General features: G+C 71.7%; 16 protein-coding genes and 1 pseudogene. 7 read left to right on the top strand and 10 right to left on the bottom strand.

The window, feature by feature from the left end; all coding sequences use genetic code 11:
• The first annotated feature begins 95 nt into the window (after positions 1-95).
• Positions 96-689 carry an aminoacyl-tRNA hydrolase gene (pth, locus tag DNK56_RS04540; RefSeq protein ID WP_111330660.1) on the top strand — a complete coding sequence of 198 codons (594 nt, stop codon included), beginning with the start codon at positions 96-98 and terminating at the stop codon, positions 687-689.
• A 75-nt stretch (positions 690-764) separates the two neighbouring features.
• Here pth and ppc read toward each other — a convergent pair whose 3' ends face one another.
• Positions 765-3,494 carry a phosphoenolpyruvate carboxylase gene (ppc, locus tag DNK56_RS04535; protein WP_111330658.1) on the bottom strand — a complete coding sequence of 910 codons (2,730 nt, stop codon included), beginning with the start codon at positions 3,492-3,494 and terminating at the stop codon, positions 765-767.
• Between the two features lie 336 nt (positions 3,495-3,830).
• On the opposite strand from ppc, the gene DNK56_RS04530 reads away from it, so the two are divergent.
• From DNK56_RS04530 to DNK56_RS04515, 4 genes are all read left to right on the top strand, one after another.
• Positions 3,831-4,814, top strand: a complete 984-nt coding sequence (locus tag DNK56_RS04530) for an acyl-CoA desaturase (RefSeq protein ID WP_111330656.1) — start codon at positions 3,831-3,833, stop codon at positions 4,812-4,814.
• Positions 4,811-5,497, top strand: a complete 687-nt coding sequence (locus DNK56_RS04525; protein WP_111330654.1) for a TetR/AcrR family transcriptional regulator — start codon at positions 4,811-4,813, stop codon at positions 5,495-5,497. Before DNK56_RS04530 ends, DNK56_RS04525 begins: the two co-directional genes overlap by 4 nt.
• 260 nt (positions 5,498-5,757) lie before the next feature.
• On the top strand, positions 5,758-7,518 hold the full coding sequence (locus DNK56_RS04520; RefSeq protein WP_111330652.1) for an FG-GAP repeat domain-containing protein: 1,761 nt from the start codon (positions 5,758-5,760) through the stop codon (positions 7,516-7,518).
• A gap of 270 nt (positions 7,519-7,788) precedes the next feature.
• Positions 7,789-9,135, top strand: coding sequence for an FAD-dependent oxidoreductase (locus tag DNK56_RS04515; protein ID WP_158558559.1), 1,347 nt, complete (start codon positions 7,789-7,791; stop codon positions 9,133-9,135).
• Positions 9,136-9,159: 24 nt separating this feature from the next.
• Here the strand turns inward: DNK56_RS04515 and DNK56_RS04510 are convergent.
• Positions 9,160-9,519, bottom strand: a pseudogene (locus DNK56_RS04510) (VOC family protein); the annotation flags it as partial.
• Entirely contained in the window at positions 9,516-10,316 is an 801-nt protein-coding gene (locus DNK56_RS04505; protein WP_111330648.1) for a trans-aconitate 2-methyltransferase, read from the bottom strand. The gene DNK56_RS04505 and the pseudogene DNK56_RS04510, both read right to left, overlap by 4 nt.
• Before the next feature lie 88 nt (positions 10,317-10,404).
• Between DNK56_RS04505 and DNK56_RS04500 the strand changes: the two genes are divergently transcribed.
• Positions 10,405-10,899, top strand: coding sequence for a MarR family winged helix-turn-helix transcriptional regulator (locus tag DNK56_RS04500; protein WP_111330646.1), 495 nt, complete (start codon positions 10,405-10,407; stop codon positions 10,897-10,899).
• On the opposite strand, the gene DNK56_RS04495 is transcribed toward DNK56_RS04500, so the two are convergent.
• Positions 10,861-11,649, bottom strand: coding sequence for a LuxR C-terminal-related transcriptional regulator (locus DNK56_RS04495; RefSeq protein ID WP_111330644.1), 789 nt, complete (start codon positions 11,647-11,649; stop codon positions 10,861-10,863). The genes DNK56_RS04500 and DNK56_RS04495 overlap by 39 nt on opposite strands.
• Positions 11,650-11,846: 197 nt before the next feature.
• Between DNK56_RS04495 and DNK56_RS04490 the strand changes: the two genes are divergently transcribed.
• Entirely contained in the window at positions 11,847-12,131 is a 285-nt protein-coding gene (locus tag DNK56_RS04490) for a GNAT family N-acetyltransferase (protein WP_111330642.1), read from the top strand.
• 39 nt (positions 12,132-12,170) lie between these two features.
• Here the strand turns inward: DNK56_RS04490 and galK are convergent, their stop codons facing one another.
• The 6 genes from galK to DNK56_RS04460 all read right to left on the bottom strand — a co-directional run bounded on the left by galK (position 12,171) and on the right by DNK56_RS04460 (position 19,984).
• Positions 12,171-13,340 carry a galactokinase gene (galK, locus tag DNK56_RS04485; RefSeq protein WP_111330640.1) on the bottom strand — a complete coding sequence of 390 codons (1,170 nt, stop codon included), beginning with the start codon at positions 13,338-13,340 and terminating at the stop codon, positions 12,171-12,173.
• Positions 13,337-14,317: a UDP-glucose 4-epimerase GalE gene (gene galE, locus DNK56_RS04480; RefSeq protein ID WP_111330638.1), complete on the bottom strand. Its 981-nt coding sequence runs from the start codon at positions 14,315-14,317 to the stop codon at positions 13,337-13,339. Before galE ends, galK begins: the two co-directional genes overlap by 4 nt.
• Entirely contained in the window at positions 14,314-15,357 is a 1,044-nt protein-coding gene (galT, locus tag DNK56_RS04475; protein ID WP_111330636.1) for a galactose-1-phosphate uridylyltransferase, read from the bottom strand. The genes galE and galT overlap by 4 nt, the downstream gene beginning before the upstream one ends.
• A 137-nt stretch (positions 15,358-15,494) precedes the next feature.
• Positions 15,495-16,187, bottom strand: a complete 693-nt coding sequence (locus DNK56_RS04470) for a response regulator transcription factor (RefSeq protein WP_111335465.1) — start codon at positions 16,185-16,187, stop codon at positions 15,495-15,497.
• A 131-nt stretch (positions 16,188-16,318) separates the two neighbouring features.
• The gene (locus DNK56_RS04465) at positions 16,319-18,100 is read right to left on the bottom strand and encodes an outer membrane protein assembly factor BamB family protein (RefSeq protein ID WP_111330634.1); all 1,782 of its coding nucleotides are present in this window, start codon (positions 18,098-18,100) and stop codon (positions 16,319-16,321) included.
• Between the two features lie 51 nt (positions 18,101-18,151).
• Positions 18,152-19,984: an outer membrane protein assembly factor BamB family protein gene (locus DNK56_RS04460; protein WP_111335464.1), complete on the bottom strand. Its 1,833-nt coding sequence runs from the start codon at positions 19,982-19,984 to the stop codon at positions 18,152-18,154.
• Positions 19,985-20,171: the final 187 nt, after the last annotated feature.

Genomic DNA, 20,171 nt, shown 5'->3' with positions numbered 1-20,171 from the left:
GGTGGTCTCCCTTCACCGGGGAGCCGCCGCCCCGTCTTCCTGTCCGCGCCCGCCGTACGGGGGCACAACGTGTACGAACGAGGAGACCGCACGCGATGTCCGAAGCCACCGACCCCTGGCTGATCGTGGGGCTGGGCAACCCCGGCCCCGAGTACGCGGCGAACCGGCACAACGTCGGCTTCATGGTCGCCGACCTGCTCGCCGAGCGGATCGGCGGGAAGTTCAAGCGCGCCCCGAAGGCCCAGGCGCAGGTCCTGGAGGGGCGGATCGGTCCGCCGGGGCCGCTGAGCCGGCGGGTGGTGGTCGCCAAGCCGATGTCGTACATGAACCTGTCCGGCGGCCCGGTCGCGGCGCTGCGGGACTTCTACAAGGTGCCGCTGGACCATGTGGTGGCGGTCCACGACGAGCTGGACATCGACTACGGGACGCTGCGGCTGAAGCTGGGCGGCGGCGACAACGGGCACAACGGGCTGAAGTCGATGACGAAGGCGATGGGTCCGGACTATCACCGGGTGCGGTTCGGGATCGGCCGGCCGCCGGGGCGGATGCAGGTGGCGGACTTCGTGCTGAAGGACTTCTCCTCCATGGAGCGCAAGGAGCTGGCGCTGGAGGTGGACCGGGCGGCGGACGCGGTGGAGTGCCTGCTGGCGGAGGGGCTGGAGCGCGCGCAGTCCGCGTACAACTCCTGACCGGGTCCGTGCCGGTGGAGCGGGACGGGGCGCGGGGGGATTCCCCCGCGCCCCGTCCGTGTGTGCGGGGCCGGCTCAGCCGGTGTTGCGCAGGCCCGCGGCCACGCCGTTGACGGTGAGCAGCAGGGCGCGGGCGAGCAGCGGGTCCTCCTCCTCGCCGCGTTCGGCGGCCTGGCGCTGGCGGGCGAGCAGGGAGACCTGGAGGTAGGAGATCGGGTCCAGGTAGGCGTCGCGGATGGCGAAGGTCTGCTGGAGCACCGGGTGGGTGTCGAGCAGCTTGTCGCCGCCGGTGACGCGCAGGACTTCCTGCACGGTGAGGGCGTGTTCGGCCTCGATGGCGTCGAAGACGTGCTTCAGCTCGTCGGGGACGAGGGTGTCCACGTAGTGGCGGGCGATGCGCAGGTCGGTCTTGGCGAGGGTCATCTCGACGTTGGAGATGAAGTTGCGGAAGAAGTGCCACTGGTCGTGCATCTCTTCCAGGACCGTGTCGAGGCCGGCTTCGCGCAGGGCCTTGAGGCCGGAGCCGACGCCGTACCAGCCGGGGACGATCTGGCGGGACTGGGTCCAGCCGAAGACCCACGGGATGGCGCGCAGTCCGTCGAGGGAGACGCCGGAGCCGGGGCGGCGGGAGGGCCGCGAGCCGAGGTGCAGGTTGCCGAGCTGTTCGACGGGGGTGGAGGCGAGGAAGTAGGACGGCAGGTCCGGGTCCTCGACGAGCTTGCGGTAGGCGGCGTGGGCGGCGTCGGAGACGGTGTCCATCGCGGCGTCCCAGCGGGCGAGGGCCTCGTCGGACTGGCGGGGTGCGGTGTGCAGGGCGGATGCCTGCAGGGTGGCGGCGACGGTCAGTTCGAGGTTTTCGCGGGCGAGGGCGGGGATGAGGTACTTGTCGGAGATGACCTCGCCCTGTTCGGTGACCTTGATCTCGCCCTCCAGGGTGCCCCAGGGCTGGGCGAGGATCGCGTCGTGCGAGGGGCCGCCGCCGCGGCCGACGGTGCCGCCGCGGCCGTGGAAGAGGCGCAGCCGGACGCCGTAGCGGTGGGCGACGTCGCGCAGGCGGCGCTGGGCGCGGTGGATCTCCCACTGGGAGGTGGTGATGCCGCCGAACTTGGAGGAGTCGGAGTAGCCGAGCATGACCTCCTGGACGTCGCCGCGCAGGGAGACGAGGCGGCGGTAGGAGGGGTCGGCGAGCATTTCGTCGAGGATGACGTCGGCGGCGCGCAGTTCGTCGGTGGTCTCCAGGAGCGGCACGATGCCGATCCGGGCCCAGCCGGCGTGGAGGTCGACGAGGCCGGCCTCGCGGGCGAGGACGGCGGCGGCGAAGACGTCGTCGGCGCCCTGGCACATGGAGATGATGTAGGACTCGATGACCTCGGGGCCGAAGCGTTCGAAGGCTTCCTTGATGGTGTGGAAGACGCCGAGGGTCTTCTCGCCTGCGGCGTCGAGCGGGGCCGGGGTGGGGGCGAGGGGGCGGCGGGAGCGGAGTTCCTTGGCGAGGAGCTTCTGCCGGTAGTCGCGGGGCATGTCGGCGTAGCGCCAGGATTCCTCGCCGAGTCGGTCGAAGAGCTGGCCGAGGGCGTGGTGGTGGGCGTCGGCGTGTTCGCGGACGTCCATGGTGGCGAGCTGGAGGCCGAAGGCGGCGAGTGTGCGGATGGTGCGGGCCATGCGGCCGTCGGCGACGATGCCGGCCTTGTAGCGGCGCAGCGAGTCCTGGATGAGGGTCAGGTCGTTGACGAGTTCGGCGGTGCCGAGGTAGTCGCAGCCGGGGCGGTGCGGGCGGCCGCTGGCGAGGCGTTCGCGGGTGTTGACGAGCTTCTGGCGGATGCAGGTGGCCTTGAGCCGGTAGGGCTCTTCGGCGTTGAGCCGCTTGTAGCGGGGGCTGATCTCGGGGAGGAGGTCGAGGTCGGCCTTGAGGGAGGCGAGGAGTTCGTCGGTGGCGCCGGTGTAGCGGATGGAGTTGGAGAGCAGTCCGCGCAGTTGGTCGATGAGTTCGAGGGCGTCGGTGATGCCGTGCTCGTGCTGGAGGATGAGGACGTCCCAGGTGACCTTGGGGGTCACGTTGGGGTTGCCGTCGCGGTCGCCGCCGATCCAGGTGCCGAAGGTGAGGGGGCGGGTGCCTGCGGGCAGTTCGACGCCGACGCGCTCCAGTTCGGCGGCCAGGTCCTCCAGGACGTCGCCGACGGCGTCGGCGTGCAGTTCGTCGAGGTAGTAGATGGCGTTGCGGGCCTCGTCGGTGGGCTCCGGGCGGACGACGCGCAGTTCGTCGGTCTGCCAGATGAGGTCGATGTTCTCGGCGAGCCGGAGGTCCTGGCGGCGGCGGTCGGCCTCGACGACGGGGGTGTCGAGGAGGGCGGCGACGCGGCGGAGCTTGTTGAGGACGGAGCGCCGGGCGGCCTCGGTGGGGTGCGCGGTGAAGACGGGGCGCACGTTGAGGTTCTTGACGGTGGCGCGCAGGTGCTCGGGGTCGGCGTCCTTGAGCCGGTCGGCGGTGCGGGCGAGGAGGCCGCCCTCGGCGCCGCGGCGGTCGCGCATCTCGTGGGCGCGGTGGACCTGCTCGGTGACGTTGGCGAGGTGGAAGTAGGTGGAGAAGGCGCGGACGAGCTTGGCGGCGGTCTCCAGGTCGGTGTCCCCGAGGAGCTGGGCGGCGGCTTCGCCGTCGGTGCGGGTCAGGGCGCGGACGCGTTCGACGAGGTCGAGGAGTTCCGGCCCTTCCTGGCGTACCAGGGTTTCGCCCAGGAGGTCGCCCAGGCGGCGGATGTCGGCGCGCAGCTCGGGGCTGGCGGCGGGGGTCTGGTCGGCACTGCTCACAGTGTGCGGCTCCTTGCAGTGGTTGTGCACGGGGTCCGGGGACCGCGGTCGGCGGATGCCGACGCCACCCCGGAAAGCAGGGTGCGGACCGCGCTGTCCGACCTCTCCAGGATAGGTGTCCGTGCTTTCGGCGCTGTTCGCGCCCCGGAGGGGCCGTCCGATTGTCAGCGGCTCCGGCCGGGGTACGCGGTGTGTGTCTACCCGGTATTCGTGCGTCTGTGCGCGGTGTTTCGCCCTCTCGTGGGCGGGCCTGCGCGCTGACATACTTACGAAGCCGTAGGTTACGGGTGCGTAACCCCGGTTGTCCGTCTCGTTCTCACCCCCAGGGGACTCCCCATGAAGACCAGCCCCGATGTGATCGAGGCCGCCGCTCCGGCGGCCGGTGATCCTGTTCCTCCCTCCGCCACGCTCGGCGGGGACAACAAGCGGTCGATCGAGCAGATCGCGTTGCTGCTGTTCATCGTCGTTCCGTTCGTGGCGCTGGTCGCGGCGGTGCCGCTGGCCTGGGGCCGCGGTGTGAGCTGGCTCGATCTGGGTCTGCTGGTGGCGATGTACTTCATCGGCTGCCATGGCATCACGATCGGTTTCCACCGCTATTTCACGCATGGTTCGTTCAAGGCGAAGCGTCCGCTCCGCATCGCTCTGGCGGTGGCCGGTTCGCTGGCGGTCGAGGGTCCTCTGGTGCGCTGGGTGGCCGATCACCGCAAGCATCACCGGTTCTCGGACGCGGACGGCGATCCGCATTCGCCGTGGCGGTTCGGTGAGACGCTGCCGGCGCTGCTGAAGGGTCTGTGGTGGGCTCACATCGCATGGATGTTCGATGAGGAGCAGACTCCGCAGCAGAAGTACGCCCCGGACCTCATCAAGGACCCGGCGATCCGCCGTGTCTCCCGTCACTTCATGACGTTCACGATCATCTCGCTGGCGATTCCCCCGCTGGTCGGCGGGCTGGTGACGATGTCGTGGTGGGGTGCGGCGACGGCGTTCTTCTGGGGCTCGCTGGTACGGGTGGCCCTGCTGCACCACGTGACGTGGTCGATCAACTCGATCTGCCACGCGGTGGGCAAGCGCCCCTTCAGGTCCCGCGACCGCTCGGGCAACGTGTGGTGGCTGGCGGTCCTGTCCTGCGGCGAGTCCTGGCACAACCTGCACCACGCGGACCCGACGAGCGCGCGGCACGGCGTGATGCGGGGTCAGATCGATTCGAGTGCCCGGCTCATCCGCTGGTTCGAGCGGGCCGGCTGGGCCTACGACGTGCGCTGGCCGGACTCCGCCCGGATCGAGTCCCGGCGCCACCCCGCGGCGGCCGACCCGGCATGATGGACGACGTGGCGACCGACTCCAGCGCAGGCAGCGAGAACACCCGTGCACCCTCGTCCCGGCGGGCCCGCCGGGTGCGGATGACCGGGAAGGAACGCCGTGAGCAGTTGCTGGACATCGGTCGCACCCTGTTCGCGGACAAGGGCTTCGAGGGCACGTCGGTCGAGGAGATCGCGGCCCGCGCGGGGGTGTCGAAGCCGGTCGTCTACGAGCACTTCGGCGGCAAGGAGGGGCTGTACGCGGTCGTGGTGGACCGGGAGATGCGCAAGCTCCTGGACATGGTGACCGGTGCGCTGACCGCGGGCCATCCGCGTGAGCTCCTGGAGCAGGCGGCCTTCGCCCTGCTGGACTACATCGAGACGTACACGGACGGCTTCCGCATTCTCGTCCGGGACTCTCCGGTGGCGCAGTCCACGGGCACGTTCGCCTCCCTGATCAGCGATATCGCCACCCAGGTGGAGGACATCCTGGGGCTGGAGTTCAAGGCCAGGGGATTCGATCCGAAGCTGGCCCCGCTGTACGCGCAGGCGCTGGTGGGCATGGTGGCGCTGACGGGTCAGTGGTGGGTGAACGCGCGCAAGCCGAAGAAGGCGGAGGTCGCGGCGCATCTGGTGAATCTGGCCTGGCACGGTCTGGAGAATCTGGAGTCCAAGCCGCGGCTGATAGGGCACCGCAAGAGCTGACGGGCCGTCCGGGTTTCCGCGGCCGTCCGGATCTCCGCGGCCGGGCGGTTTTCCGCGGCCGCGGTCGCGGATGTGTCCAAGCCGCAACCTTGATCCAGCGCTAAACCACTACAGTCCCGGTGGTCACAGTTGTAGAGTCTGTGACCATTCCGGGAATGCGTCGCCTGCATGTAATGCACCTGTGAACGGTGCACGTTTTGCACCGTGCGATCGCCTTTCTCCCGGTTCCACCACTTACCCCTGGGGGGGCTTTGACTTCTGTGGAACCCGGCCGTTCTGTTACGCGCTCCAAGCGTGCGCGGCGGATCGCGGCCTGCACCGCACTCGTCCTTTCCGCCGGCATGCTGCTGGCGGCCCCGGCCTCGGCCGATGACTCGGCGACCGCTCCGAGCGGCGCCACCGCGCAGAACACCCCGGAGCTCGGCGCGCAGCCGACGCTCACCCTGCCGAAGCGCTCGGCGAAGAAGAAGTCGGACGCGTCCGCCGCACCGGGTGCGCAGTCCCCGTCCGCGGTCGTTCCCGCGAAGCCGCGTGCCGACCTGGACGGCGACGGCTACAGCGACATGCTGTACCGGGGCCTGGACGGCAACCTGTACGCGATCACGGACTCCTCGGGCTCGCACGCGTACACGATCTACAGCGACGACCAGTTCGAGACGCCGAAGGACATCATCACGCCGGGCGACCTGGACGGCGGCGGGATGGCCGAGGTGCTGACGCTGTCGGCGTCCGGCAAGCTCTCGCTCTACCAGAGCTGGGGCGCGGACAGCACCGGCTACGTCACCTGGTCGGGCAACGGCTGGCAGAAGTACAACAAGGTCGTCTCCCCCGGCGACCTGAACGGCGACGGCCGCGGCGACCTGCTCGCGCGGACGCCCTCCGGCGACATCTACGTGTACATCTCGACCGGCAATGTGAACAGCGCGCCCTTCAAGGCCGGTGTCAAGGTCGGCTACGGCTGGAACACGTACGACCAGATCGTCGGCGCCAACGACGTCAACGGCGACGGGCTGGGCGACATCATCGCCCGCAAGCCCAACGGCGACGTGTACTTCTACGCCGGTACCGGCGACGCGTCGAACCCGTTCAAGGCGCGCGTGAAGGTCGGCTACGGCTGGGACATCTACAACCAGCTGATCAGCTTCGACGACGTGGACGGCGACGGCCTGGGCGACATCGTCGCCCGCAAGGTGAACGGCACGCTGTACACGTACTACTCGAAGGGCGACGGCACCTTCGAGAAGCGCGTCGAGGGCGGCACGGGCTGGAACGCGGCGGCGCTGTTCGTCGGCGCGGGCGGCAACCCGGACTTCGGCAAGCACGAGGTCCTGGGCCGTTCCAAGGGCGGCAGCCTGTACTGGTACCAGAACCGCAACAACGGGAAGTTCTTCCCGCGTCAGGGCGACGGCTCGGACAGCGGCTGGAACAGCGTGAGCCTGTCGATGGCGTCGTCGCTCGACAACGACGGCTGGGGCGACCTGGTCCAGAACTACAAGGGCACGCTCTACGTCAACGGCGACTACATCGGCACCGGCTGGCAGGTCTACAACAGCCTCACCGGTCCGGGCGACCTGACCGGCGACGGCAAGGGCGACCTCCTGGCCCGCGACACCAAGGGCAACCTGTACCTGTACAAGGGCAACGGGCTCGGCACCAAGTTCGCGGCCAAGGCCAAGGTCGGCTACGGCTACAACACGTACAACAAGATCGTCGGCGCCGGTGACCTCAGCGGCGACGGCATCGCGGACGTCGTGGCCCGCGACACCAAGGGCAACCTGTACCTGTACAAGGGCACGGGCAACGCCTCGAAGCCGCTCTCGGCCCGCGTGAAGCTCGGCTACGGCTACAACATCTACAAGCAGTTCGCCGCCCCGGGCGACATGGACGGCGACGGCCACGCGGACCTGGTCGGCATCGACGGCAAGGGCGACGTGTACCGCTACTCGTCGACCGGCACCGGCAAGCTGAACAAGCGCGCGAAGATCGGCTACGGCTGGGACATCTACAACGGCCTGTACTAGGCCGGTCTTCGTCCCGCGGCCTTCGCCCGGATCGTGTGCTCCGACCTAGGAGCGCACACGTCCGGTGCGAAGGCCGCGGAGACGTGTTCCACTCCCGCCCCACCACTCACTCGTGTGTCCCGACCCGCGCCGCGCTGTGGCCGAACCTCGGCCCACCAGGCTTCCGCGGTGGGACACTTGCGACGAATCGATGTCGAGGGCCGATCAGGGAGTGAGCCGGTGAACTCTGCCGTGGACGCGGGCAGCCGCCGTGGACGTCATGTGGTGGTCGTGGGCGGGAGCCTCTCGGGGCTGCTCGCGGCGCATGTGCTGGCCGGGCACGCCGACCGGGTGACCGTCGTCGAGCGTGACCGGTTCCCGGACGGCGCCGAGCCGCGGTCCGGCGTGCCGCAAGGGCGCCATCCCCATGTGCTGCTGGAGGGTGGACAGGTCGCCGTGGAAGCGCTGCTGCCGGGCTTCCTCGCGGATTTACGGAAGGCGGGTGCGCCGTGGGTGGGCATGCCGTCGGACCTAGTGCTCCGGCAGGCCGGGCGCTGGTTCCGGCGCGTGCGCCCCTCCACACACATCTATACCGGGTCCCGTGCCCAACTGGAGGAACTGGTACGGCGGCGGGTTCTCGCCAACCCGCTGATCAGCACTCTGGAGGGCACCGACGTCGTGGGGCTCCTCGGTGACGCCTCGCGGGTGAGGGGCGTACTGCTGCGGGACCGTTCCGGGGACACCCATGCGGAACCCCGGGCCCTGGCGGCCGACCTGGTGGTCGATGCCTCCGGCGCCGGTACGAAGGCCCCGCAGTGGCTCGCCGCATGCGGCGCCCCGGCCCCGCACGAGGAGACCATCGACACGGGGCTCGCCTACGCCTCCCGCGTCTACCGCGGCCCGGAGGGGGTTCTCGACGGTCCGACCGTCGGGTACTACGTCTATCCGGGCCCCTCACAGCCGCACGGCGGCGGTGCGCTGCCCCTGGAGGACGGCACCCACCTGGTGATCGTGTCCGGGCTGCGCGGCACCGAACCGCCCACGGACGAGGACGGGTTCACGTCGTACGTCAAACGGCTGGACCATCCGCTCCTGGACCGCTGGCTGGAGAAGGCCGAACCGCTCTCCCCGCCGTTCGGCTTCCGGCGCACCGCCAACATCCGCCGCCGCTACGACCTGCCCGGCACGCCGGCGGGATTCCTCGCGACCGGCGACGCCCTGTGCACCTTCAACCCGGTCTACGGCCAGGGCATGGCCGTCGCCGCGATGAACGCGGTCGCCCTGCGTGACGCGCTCGCCGATCGGCGCCCCACGACCCGGCGTGTGCGGCGGGCGCTGCTCGCGGCCTCCCGTCAGGCATGGGACATCTCCGCCGGGGCGGATCGCAAGATGCCGGGCGCCATGGGCAACGCCCTCGACTGCGGGCCCGCGGACCGGGTCGCGGACTGGTACCTGAGCCGCGTCCAGGAGAGGGCGACCGGCGACCCGGTCGTGGGTGACGCCTTCCGTGCCGTACTCATGCTCGCCCGGCCCGTCTCGGCGCTGTTCGCTCCGCCGGTCGCCCGCGCCGTTCTCTTCACCCGGCCGGCGCCGACGCCGGAGGAACCTCCTGCGACACCGGAGGAACCGGGAGCCTGAGCGGGCGGGGCCCGGACCGGAGAAGGACACGGGTTCGAGGAACTCCAGCCGGTTGCCGACCGGGTCGTGGCTGTAGAAGCGGCGGTGTCCCGGCAGGTTCCCGTCCCAGACCACCTCGGCACCGCGTGCGGCCAGCCGGGCCGCGTACGCCTCGATGTCCGTGACCCGCAGCCCCGGATGGGCCTTGCGGGCCGGCCGGAAGTCCGCCTCGATCCCCAGATGCAGCTGAACGGCGCCGGCGGCGAACCAGCAGCCGCCGCGGGCGGCGAGCACGGGCGGCTTGCGGATCTCCGTCATGCCGAGGACGTCCGCGTAGTAGGCGCGCAGCGCCTCCTCGCTGCCCTCGGGGGCGGCCAGCTGGACATGGTCGAGCGCGGCGATCATCGCTTCCCCCGCCGGGCCACGGCGAAGATGCGGCGGAAGGGGAACACCGTGCCGTGCAGGCCCCGGGGGTAGGCCGTGCGGAGGCGGGCGCGGTGTTCGGCGCGGAAGGCGTTCAGGGCCTCCTCGTCGTCGGCGAGGGCGGTGAGAACGGGGCGCAGGCCGGTGCCCTCGACCCAGTCCAGAACCGGGTCCTCGCCCGGCAGCAAATGGAGGTACGTGGTCTCCCAGACGTCGGCGGTGAGGCCGGGGCCCGTCAGCGCGTCCAGGTAACCGGCGGGGCTCAGCACGGCGTCCGCGTGGCGCAGCAGGCCGCCCAGGCGGGGGCGCCAGCGCGGGGACTCGGCGAGTTCGCGCATCAGGGCGTGCGAGGGCTGGTCGAAGTTGCCGGGGACCTGGAGGGCGAGGGTGCCGCCGGGCAGCAGGGCGTCCAGCCAGTCCGGGAAGCGGTCGGCGTGGCCGGGCACCCATTGGAGCAGGGCGTTGGAGATGATCAGGCCGTACGGCTCCGAGGGCGTCCAGGTGGCGGCGTCGGCCTCGGCGAAGTCCAGCAGGTCCGTGGTGTGGGCGCGGGCCCGTTCCAGCATCTGCGGCAAGCTGTCGTAGCCGGTGATCCGGGCGGCGGGCCAGCGCTCGGCGAGCAGGGCGGTGACGTTGCCGGCGCCGCAGCCGAGGTCGGCGACACGGGGCGCGGGGGTGCCGGGCGGGTCGGGGGCGCGGGCCAGGAGGTCGTGGAAGGGCCGGGTGCGGTGGTCCGCGTGGCGCAGGTATTGCCGGGGGTCCCAGAGCGGTGCGGTCATGGATCCAGGGTCGACCTGAAAGTATCTTGATGTCAAGACACTCGAATTCAAGAGACTTCATATCGACAGACCCTCTACACTGATCCACATGGAGGACGAGGTCGACCGACTGGTCGCTGCATGGCGCCGAGAGCGCCCCGACCTCGACGTGGAACCGCTCGAGGTCCTCAGCCGCGTCTCGCGCCTGGCCCGTCACCTCGACCGGGCCCGCCGCATCGCCTTCGCCGAGCACCAGCTGGAGCCGTGGGAGTTCGACGTCCTCACGTCGCTGCGCCGGGCCGGCGCCCCGTATCAGCTCTCCCCCGGCCAACTGCTCACCCAGACCCTGGTCACCTCGGGCACGATGACCAACCGCATCGACCGGCTGACCAAGAAGAACCTCGTCGAGCGGCTCCCCGACCCCAGCGACCGGCGCGGCGTGCTGGTCCGGCTCACCGCCGAGGGCCGCGACAAGGCCGATCAGTCGCTGGCCGGACTGCTGGCCCAGGAGCGCGCCATCCTCGGCGAGCTGTCCGCCCAGCAGCGCACCGAACTGGCCGGGCTGCTACGCAGGTTGACCGCCCCGTTCGACAACATTCCCTGAGCCCGCCGCCCCGTCCGGCGGCTCCTTCTCCGCCAGGTCGGCCGGGCCGACCCCCGCCCGGCGCGCCAGCGCCACCGCGGCCAGGGTGGAGTGGACGCCCAGCTTGCCCAGCACGTTCTGCATGTGCGTACGCACGGTGTGCGGCGAGAGGAACAGCCGCTCCGCGACCGCCTTGCGGCCCAGCCCCGCCACCATGCACCGCAGCACCTCCCGCTCGCGCGGGGTCAGCGACGCCACCAGCTTCTCGCTCTCGGTGCGGTGCTTGCGCTCGGCCAGCAGCTCCCGCAGCACCCCCGTCAGCAGGGCGGCGGGCAGATGCGTCTCGTCCCGCAGCACCCCCCTGATCACCGCCAGCAGCCGTTGCAGCGAGCTGTCCTTGGCGACCCAGCCGCAGGCCCCCGCCTGGAGGGCGCGCGCGGCCCGGCCGGGCTCGTCCTTCTCGGCGAGCACCACCGTACGCACCGAGGGGCGGGCCGCCCGGACCGCGCCCACCAGCGCGATCCCGTCCACCGGGACCGGCGCGGCGGCCTGCGGGGCGAGGTGGCCGCCCAGCTCCGCGTCCACCAGGAGCACGTCGTACGCCCGGCCCTCCGCCGCCGCCCGCTCCAGGCAGCGCAGCGCAGCCGGGCCGCTGCCCGCCGCCGCGACCTCCACATCCGGCTCGGCCGCGAGCGCGGCGGCGAGCGATTCGGCGAAGATCCGGTGGTCGTCCACCACGAGAACCCGGATACGGGCCACAGGCACCCCCATGCTGTGTGTGACGGGGCGCGCCGAGCGCGCGTCCCCCGGCGGGGCCGGACCGCGGGCGCCGCGCCCAGGCCGTCTCGGTACCCCCTGCGTGCGCGCAGGCCCCCCGCCGGCGCGCTGTGCATCAGGGTACGGGCGAGGGGCCCGGCCGGAAGGAAATTGCCGGAAGTCGCGGCGGGGCCCGCCCTACGCTGAGGCGCATGTTTCATCTTGAGACGGACGTGGACAAGGAGCGGCGGGCGCTGCTGCATCAGCGGCTGCGGGACGACAACACCGCGCACCGGGGCTCCGGCCTCGGCGCGCGGCTGCTCGCCGAGGCGGAACGGGTGGCGCGGGAGGACCGGTCGTGCGCCCGCTCCCGCGTGGAGACCTGGGACTTCCAGGCCCCCGGCTTCTACCGCAAGCAGGGGTACGAGATCCGCGGGCAGGTCGAGGACTTCCCCCCGGGCGTCACGCAGTTCACCCTCACCAAGAACCTGGTCTGACCTCGCCCCGCCCCGCCGGAAGGGCCGCCGGCCCGGCCGTCAGACCAGCCGGCGCGCCCCCGCCGACGGCACCGCCGGAAAGACCCCCGGCGCACCGAACCCGGCACCCGCGAACGCGTCGAGCACCGCCCCGGTGACGGCGTCCGCCGCCGCCTCCTCGACGAGGACGATGGCCGAGCCGCCGAAGCCGCCCCCGGTCATGCGCGCGCCGAGCGCCCCGGCCGCGTTCGCCGCCTCGACCACGAGGTCCAGCTCCGGGCAGGAGACGCGCAGGTCGTCGCGGAGCGAGACGTGCCCCGCCGTGAGGACCGGGCCCGCCGCGCGCACGTCGCCGGCGTCCAGCAGGGCGATGACCCGCTCCACGCGCCGGTTGTCGCCGACCACATGGCGCACGTAGCGCACGACCGACTCGTCAGCGCCGGCTCCGGCCAGCCGGTCGAGGGCGGAATCCAGCTCGCCGTACGGCAGTTCGCGCAGGGTGCGCAGGCCGAGCAGGCGGGCGCCCTCCTCGCAGCCGGCCCGGCGCTCCGCGTACGCCCCGTCGCCGAGCGCGTGCTTGACGCGGGTGCCGACGACCAGGAGCCGCAGCCCGTGGGCGGCCAGGTCGAAGGGGACCTGGCGGCGGCCGAGGTCGCGGGTGTCCAGATGCAGGGCGTGGCCCTCGGTGCAGCAGGCGGAGGCCATCTGGTCCATGACCCCGCAGGGCACCCCGACGAACGCGTTCTCGGCGCGCTGGGCGAGGACCGCGAGGGCGGCGCGGTCGAGCCCGAGGCCGAAGAGGTCGTTCAGGGCGAGCGCGGTGACGACTTCGAGGGCGGCGGACGAGGAGAGCCCGGCGCCGGTGGGGACGGTGGAGGTCAGCTGGATGTCGGCGCCGGTGACCGGGTGGCCGGCCTCGCGCAGCGCCCAGACGACCCCGGCCGGGTAGGCGGCCCAGCCGTGGCCCTGGTGCGGGGCCAGTTCGTCCACCCGGAGGCCGACGACGCCGCCGGGCACATCGGTGGAGTGCAGCCGCAGCTCCCCGTCGGTGCGGCGGGCGACGGCGGCGCGGGCGGTGTGCGGCAGGGCGAGCGGCATGACGAAGCCGTCGTTGAAGTCGGTGTACTCGCCGATCAGGTTGACCCGGCCGGGCGCGGCCCAGACGCCCTCGGGCGCGTACCCGTACAGCTCGGTGAAGGAGGCGGTGGGCTCCGCGTGGTCCTCGGTCATGGCGCGGTGGGCTCCTCTCGGCGGGCGAAGGTCCAGGCGTCGGAGACGATGCCGGCCAGGTCGGTGCGGGAGGGCCGCCAGCCGAGCCGTTCCCCGGCGGTGGCGGCGGAGGCGACGAGGACGGCCGGGTCGCCGCCCCGGCGCGGGGCCGCGGTCTCGGGGACGGGGTGGCCGGTGACCTCGCGGACGGTCTCGATGACCTCGCGGACCGAGAAGCCGTTGCCGTTGCCGAGGTTGCAGATGAGGTGCTCGCCGGGGGCGGCGGCGTCCAGGGCCAGCAGATGGGCCTCGGCGAGGTCCGCGACGTGGATGTAGTCGCGGACGCAGGTGCCGTCCGGGGTCGGGTAGTCGTCGCCGTAGACGGAGATCGACGCGCGCCGGCCCAGGGCCACCTGGAGGACCAGCGGGATGAGGTGGGACTCGGGGCTGTGCCGCTCGCCGCAGGCGCCGTACGCCCCGGCCACGTTGAAGTAGCGCAGCGAGACGGCGGCCAGGCCGTGCGCGGCGGCCTCTCCGGTGATCATGTGGTCCACGGCGAGCTTGGTGGCGCCGTACGGGCTGGTCGGGGCGGTCGGGTCGGACTCCGTGATGGGGCTGGAGACCGGCTCGCCGTAGGTCGCGGCGGTGGAGGAGAACACCAGGGTGCGCACGCCGGCGTCGCGCATCGCGGCGAGCAGGGCGGTGGAGCCGCCGACGTTGTTGACCCAGTACTTCTCGGGGTCGGCGACGGACTCGCCGACCTGGGAGTACGCGGCGAAGTGCAGCACCCCGTCGTAGGAGGCGTCGAGCCACTTCGCGGCGTCCTGGACGCGGCCCTCGATGAAGTCGGCGCCGTCCGGGACGCCCTCCCGGAAGCCGGTGGAGAGGTCGTCGAGGACGGTGACGGTGTGCCCGGCTTCGAGCAGGTGCTGCGCGACGACGCCGCCGACGTATCCGGCGCCGCCGGTGACCAGGTACTTCTTCGGGGTGTTACTCACTGGCTCGCTACCTCTCGCAGTCGCTGGGCCGCGGTCTCCGGCGGCACGTCGTTGATGAACACGTTCATGCCGGATTCGGAACCCGCGAGGAACTTCAGCTTGCCGGAGGTCCGTCGGATGGTGAAAAGCTCGAGGTGGAGCCCGAACTCCTCGCGCCCGGGGGCCCCGAACGGCGCCTGGTGCCAGGCGGAGATGTACGGGGTCGGCGGCTCTCCGGGTCCGAAGATCCGGTCGAATCGCCTCAAGAGTTCCAGATAGACCTGTGGGAACTCCGTGCGTGCCGCCTCGTCGAGGTCCCGCAGGTCGGCGACGCGGCGGCGCGGGTGGAGGTGGACCTCGTACGGCCAGTGCGCCGCGTACGGCACGAAGGCGGTCCAGTGCTCGGCGGCGAGCACGATCCGGGAGCCGTCCGCCTCCTCGCGGGCCACCACGTCCTCGAAGAGGTTGCGGCCGGTCTCCGCGCGGTGGGCGGTCGCCGAGCGCAGCATCAGCCCGGTGCGCGGGGTGACGAAGGGGTAGCCGTAGATCTGGCCGTGCGGGTGGCCGAGGGTGACGCCGATCTCGGCGCCCCGGTTCTCGAAGCAGAAGACCTGCTCGACCTGCGGGAGCGCGGCCAGGGCCGCGGTGCGGTCGGTCCAGGCGTCCAGGACGAGGCGGACGCGCTCCTCGGTGAGGTCGGCGAAGGAGGCGTCGTGGTCGGAGGTGAAGCAGACGACCTCGCAGCGGCCGGAGTCGCCGGCGAGGGAGGGGAAGCGGTTCTCGAAGACGGCGACGTCGTAGTCCGGCTCCGGGATCTCGCTGCGCCGGCCCTCGCGCGAGGGGCACAGCGGGCACTCGTCGGCGGGCGGGTGGTAGGTGCGGCCCTGGCGGTGCGAGGCGATGGCGACGCTGTCGCCGAGCAGGGGGTCGCGCCGGATCTCGGAGGAGGTGGAGACGGCGTCGAGCGGGCGGGTGTCGACCGCGTCGCGCACGGCGTCCTCGCGGCGGTCGTAGTAGATCAGCTCCCGGCCGTCGGCGAGCGTCGTCACGGTCTTCTTCACCAGGCTCCCTCCACCATCAAACAGAACTCAACACAATGAACCATGAATAAACAACAGCGTCAATGAAGAACCCCAGCGAAGAACCCCACCACCCGTGCGGGTGATGGGGTCTGGGAGGGGGCACGCGGCGGGCGCCGTCAGCCGGTGGGCTCCGGGCCCCGGCGCAGCACCGCCGCCCGGTCCAGCAGCCCGGTGCGGGCGGCCAGCGCGGCGGCCTCCAGCCGGGAGCCGACCCCGAGCTTCATCAGGACGCGCTGGACATGGGTACGGGCGGTGCTCGGCGCGATCCGCATCCCGGCCGCGATCAGCCGGGTGTCCTCGCCCTCCGCGACCCGGACCAGCACCTCCGCCTCGCGCGGGGTGAGCAGCCGCAGCAGCCGGCGGCCCTCGTCGTCGGGCCGGGCCGCCGGGTCGAGGAGCTCGGCGAAGGCGCCCTGGAGGAGCTGGGGCGCGACGGCCGCCTCGCCGGACCGGGCCCTGGCCATGGCGCGCTCCACGCCCTCGATGCGCTCGTCGTGCCGGACGTACCCGGCGGCCCCGGCCGCGAACGCGGCGGCGATCCCGCGCGGGCTGGGCACCGGGCCGAGCACCACCACCGCGGTCTGCGGGCGCTCCCGTCTGATCCGGACCACCGGGTCGAAGGTGCCCGGCTCGGCGGGGGCGGCCGTGCCGAACAGGCAGACCTCGGGGGCCCGGCCGACCACCAGTTCCGCCGCCCCGCTCGTCGGCGCGGCGGCGGCCAGCACCCGGTGGCCGCGCAGCTTCAGCGCGGAGGCGAGCGCCTCGGCGAGCAGTCGGTGGTCGTCGACCACCATGAGCCGGACACTCACACCCATCGCACGTTCCCCCCGTTGCACCGACACAGGCCCCCCGGCCCTCCAGGGCCGCAAGTTACACGCCCGGAAACGCGTGTGGGGGTGGAACCGGCCGGTTCCACCCCCTACGCGTCGGCGCCTCGCACTCAGCCGGTGCGGAAGGACACCACCAGGTACTCGTCGTCGTCCAGGGAGCTCTTGCGGGGTGCGCTGACCATCGTCTCGGAGATGAAGAAGTGCCCCCGCTCGTAGCGGAACTCCGCGTAGTCCGAGGAGAAGCTGGTCTCCGCGTCCCGGATCTTCTCGTCGGCCGGGTTGCGCATCAGCACCGTCTGCTCGAAGGTCTCTCCGTTGATCGAGACGACCTCGCCGCCCTTGTCGTAGGGGGGCTCGCGGTACGCGATGATGTTGCCGCCGTCCATGCGCAGCGGGAACATCGTGTACTTCTCGCCCGCGTCGGCCCGGTCACCGGTCTGCTTGCCGGTGGTGAGGTCGAAGGAGACGATCTCGTTGGTCCGGCTGAAACTCTCGCTGGCGCCGTCGTGCTCCTCGGTGGGCAGGTAGACGCGGTTGTTGCCGACCGCGACGTGCTGGCAGCTCTCGACCTTGGTGGACCGGCAGTTGGCCGCGTACTTCTCCGCGTCGGCCGAGATGCGGATCTTCAGCTTGCCGGTGGCCTCGTCGATCGAGAAGAAGTCGGAGATGCCACTGCCGTCACCGGCGGTGTCGCCGACGTCGGCCGCGACGACGAGGGGCTTGGTGGAGACGATGCTCGCGTAGTCGACGCCCGCGGGCATCTTGTACGAGGAGATCGGGGCGCCCGTCGTCGGGTTCAGCGACTGGATGACGAGCTGGGGCTCGTCGTACGAACCGCAGGAGCGGACCACGGCGAGGGCCTCGCCGCCGCCGTATCCGCGGTCGTAGCAGCGGTCGGTGCTGACCTTCGGCTTCCACAGTTCGGCGCCGTCGGCGAGCTTGAAGGCGGCGCCGCCGTCGTTGCCGCCGGCCGCGACGGTGGTGCCGCTGAGGGTGACCTCGTCGAACCGGACCGGCCGGTCACCGCCGGTGGTCGCGGTGACCTGCTTGTTCCACAGGAGCTTGCCGGTCGCCAGGTCGAGCGCGCCGACCCGGTTGCAGCTGGGGTACTTGTTGGACTTCGACCGCTTGCCGTCCTCGATGAGCACGGCGGTCTTGTAGTCCTCGCTCATGTGCCGGGAGGCGGCGCAGACCTGGCCCTCCAGCGGGATCGACCAGAGCTTGGTGCCCTTGTCCAGGTCGTAGCCGACGACCTCGTTGACTCCGGTCTTCACGTACGCCTTGTCGGTGATCCAGGAGCCGGCGACCGTGGTGACCTCGGTGACCTTGGGGTGCGGTAGCTGGAAGGCGACGGTGGACTCGACGTTGGCCGGGGCCTTCTCCTTGCCGCCGGTGTCGCCGCCCTTCTCGCCCTTGTCTCCCCCCTTCCCGCCCTTGTTCTCACCGGTGGTGCCGGCGGAGGTGCCCGCCTCGTCCTTCTTGTCGCCGTCGCCGCTGTTGGCGTACCAGATGCCGCCGCCGACGATCAGGGCGACGGCGACCACGGCGGCGACGATGATCTGCGCCTGGGTGGAGGACTTCTTCGGCTCGTTCCCGCCGGGCTGCGGCGGCTGGTAGGCCGGCTGCATCGGGGCGGTCGGGTAGCCGTACGGCTGCTGCTGCTGTCCTTGCTGCGGGAAGCCGTAGGCGGCCTGCGTCGGGAAGTCGTGCGGCTGCTGCTGTCCCTGCTGCGGGAAGCCGTAGCCGGGCTGGGTGGGGGGCTGCGGGTAGCCGTAGCCCGGCTGCTGGGGCGGCGGGGTCGGCGCGCCGAAACCGCCGGGCGGCGGGTCCTGGGGCGCGCCGAATCCACCCTGGGGCGGATCGTTGGGGGGCGGCGGGGGCGGCTGGGTCATGGCGTTGCGTACCTCGGGAAAAAAGGGGCGGTCGGTCGGTGGGCCGTCACATCAGTTGCCGAAGGCCATCATGGTCTTCGTCTCCAGCTCTTCCTTGTCGTTGCCCGCGCTGACCCGTCCGCTCGCGATGAACGAACGGCCGCCCGCGTACAGAATCGTCGGGTTGTAGAACGAGCGCTCGATCGCGGAGGTCGAGTCCGGGTGCTGGAGGATCATCTTCGGGCTGCCGCCGGTCGGCGGGAGGGTGGCGATGCCGCCGCCCTTGCTGTAGCCGCCGTCGATGTACAGCAGGACGTCGCCGCCCTCCATGCCCAGCGGCTTCATGGTCTGCGCGTCCGGGGCGTTCGCCTTCCACTTCGGCTTGCCGGTGTTCAGGTTGAACGCGACGACCTTGTTGGTGCGGGCGGAGCCGCTGGTGTCGTCCTGGGTCGCCATGTAGAAGGTGTTGGCGTCGGCCGCGACGCCGGTGCAGCCCTGGAGCTGCTTGCCGAAGATCGTGAAGCCGCCGCCGCAGTCCGGGGCGAACTTGTCGCCCTTGTCACCGACGAGCTGGGAGCGGAGCGTGCCGTTCTCGCGGAGCGCGATGATGCTCCACACCTTGTCCTCGCTGCTGTCGCCCTTGGTGAGGGAGACGATGAGCGGGCTCACCGAGTAGACCTTGTCGACCTCCCAGCCGCGGGCCGGCCTGTAGGCCCACTTGGCCTTGCCGGTGGCGGGGTCGAGCTCCTCGATCTGCTGCTGCGGGTTGTTCACGTCGCCGGTGCGGCAGTTGACCGCGGCGATGAGCTTGGGGCCGCCGGCGAACGCGAAGGGCTGGCAGTTGCCGCTCCGCTTGCCGAAGACCTCCTTGCCGTCGCTGACCCGGTAGGCGTTGGCGGCGCCGGTGCGGCCGGCCGTCACGGTGTCACCGCTGATGGCCATGGAGAAGTCCGACATCATGTCGAAGAGGCCGCTCTTCTTGACCTCCTTCTTCCACCCCGCCTCGCCGGTGTTGAGGTCGATCTGCTGGAGGACCGAGCAGTCGGCCTTGTCCGTGGTGCCGTTCTTGACCGCGATGACGATCTTGCCGTCCGTGGTGGTCTGCTCGGGCGCGGAGCAGAGGTCGGCGGGCAGCTTGAGCGTCCACTGCTGCTCGCCGTCGGCCACCGCGTAGCCGGAGACGGTGCGGTACATGCCCTTGACGATGGTGTCGCCGACGATCCAGGGGCCGTAGACGTCCGCGCCGTTGCGCGGCAGGTCCACGTCGTTCTTCTGGAGCCAGAGGACCTTGGCCTCGCCGTCCTTGCGGCCGCTGTTGAGGTCCTCGTCGCCCCGTCCGGTGCCGTTGCCGTCGCCCTTGTCGACGGTGGGCGAGGCGGACGGCTTCTTCGACGCCTGCTCGCTCTTCTTGGCGACCGGCTTCTCGTCGTCGTCACCGCCACCGCTCGTCGCGAACCAGACGCCGCCGCCTATGACCAGGAGCGCGGCGACGGCGGCGCTGATGATCACGACCGGCTTGCGCTTGAACGGGCCGGACCCGCCGGGTCCCGGCGGCACGGGCGCGCCGGGGTACTGCTGCGGCGGGAAGCCGTAGCCGGGCTGGGTGGGCGGGCCGTAGGGGCCCGGCTGCTGCGGCTGCCCGTAGGGGCCGGGCTGCTGGTTGTAGGGGCCCGGCTGCTGGGGCTGCTGCCCGTAGGGGCCGGGCTGCTGACCGTACGGGCCCGGCTGCTGCGGGTAGCCGTAGCCGGGCTGGGTGGGCGGCGGGGTGGCGGGGGCCTGGGGCGGCGCGGCAGGCGGCGGCGGAGTCTGCGGCGGGCCCTGGGGCGGCTGCGGTACCCCGTGCGGCGGTTGCTGCGGAGCGCCGAAGCCTCCCTGCGGCGGTTGCTGTCCGGGCGGCTGCGTCATCAGCACGTCCCCCCTTCGTGCGGTCCGGTGCCCGTTCCGGACTCCCCCGCGATCCCGCCGGTGGTCCGCAGGACGGTCACGACCCCTGGACCATGGCGAAATGGAGCGAATCGGGCATGGCTTCCGCAGTGTTACGTCATCGAGCGGGACTTCTTTGTACCACCCGCCCCACGGGGCCTCCCGGTTC

The organism is Streptomyces sp. AC1-42W (assembly GCF_003248355.1).
Lineage (GTDB): Bacteria > Actinomycetota > Actinomycetes > Streptomycetales > Streptomycetaceae > Streptomyces.
This window is presented reverse-complemented; position numbering and strand designations above follow the sequence as displayed.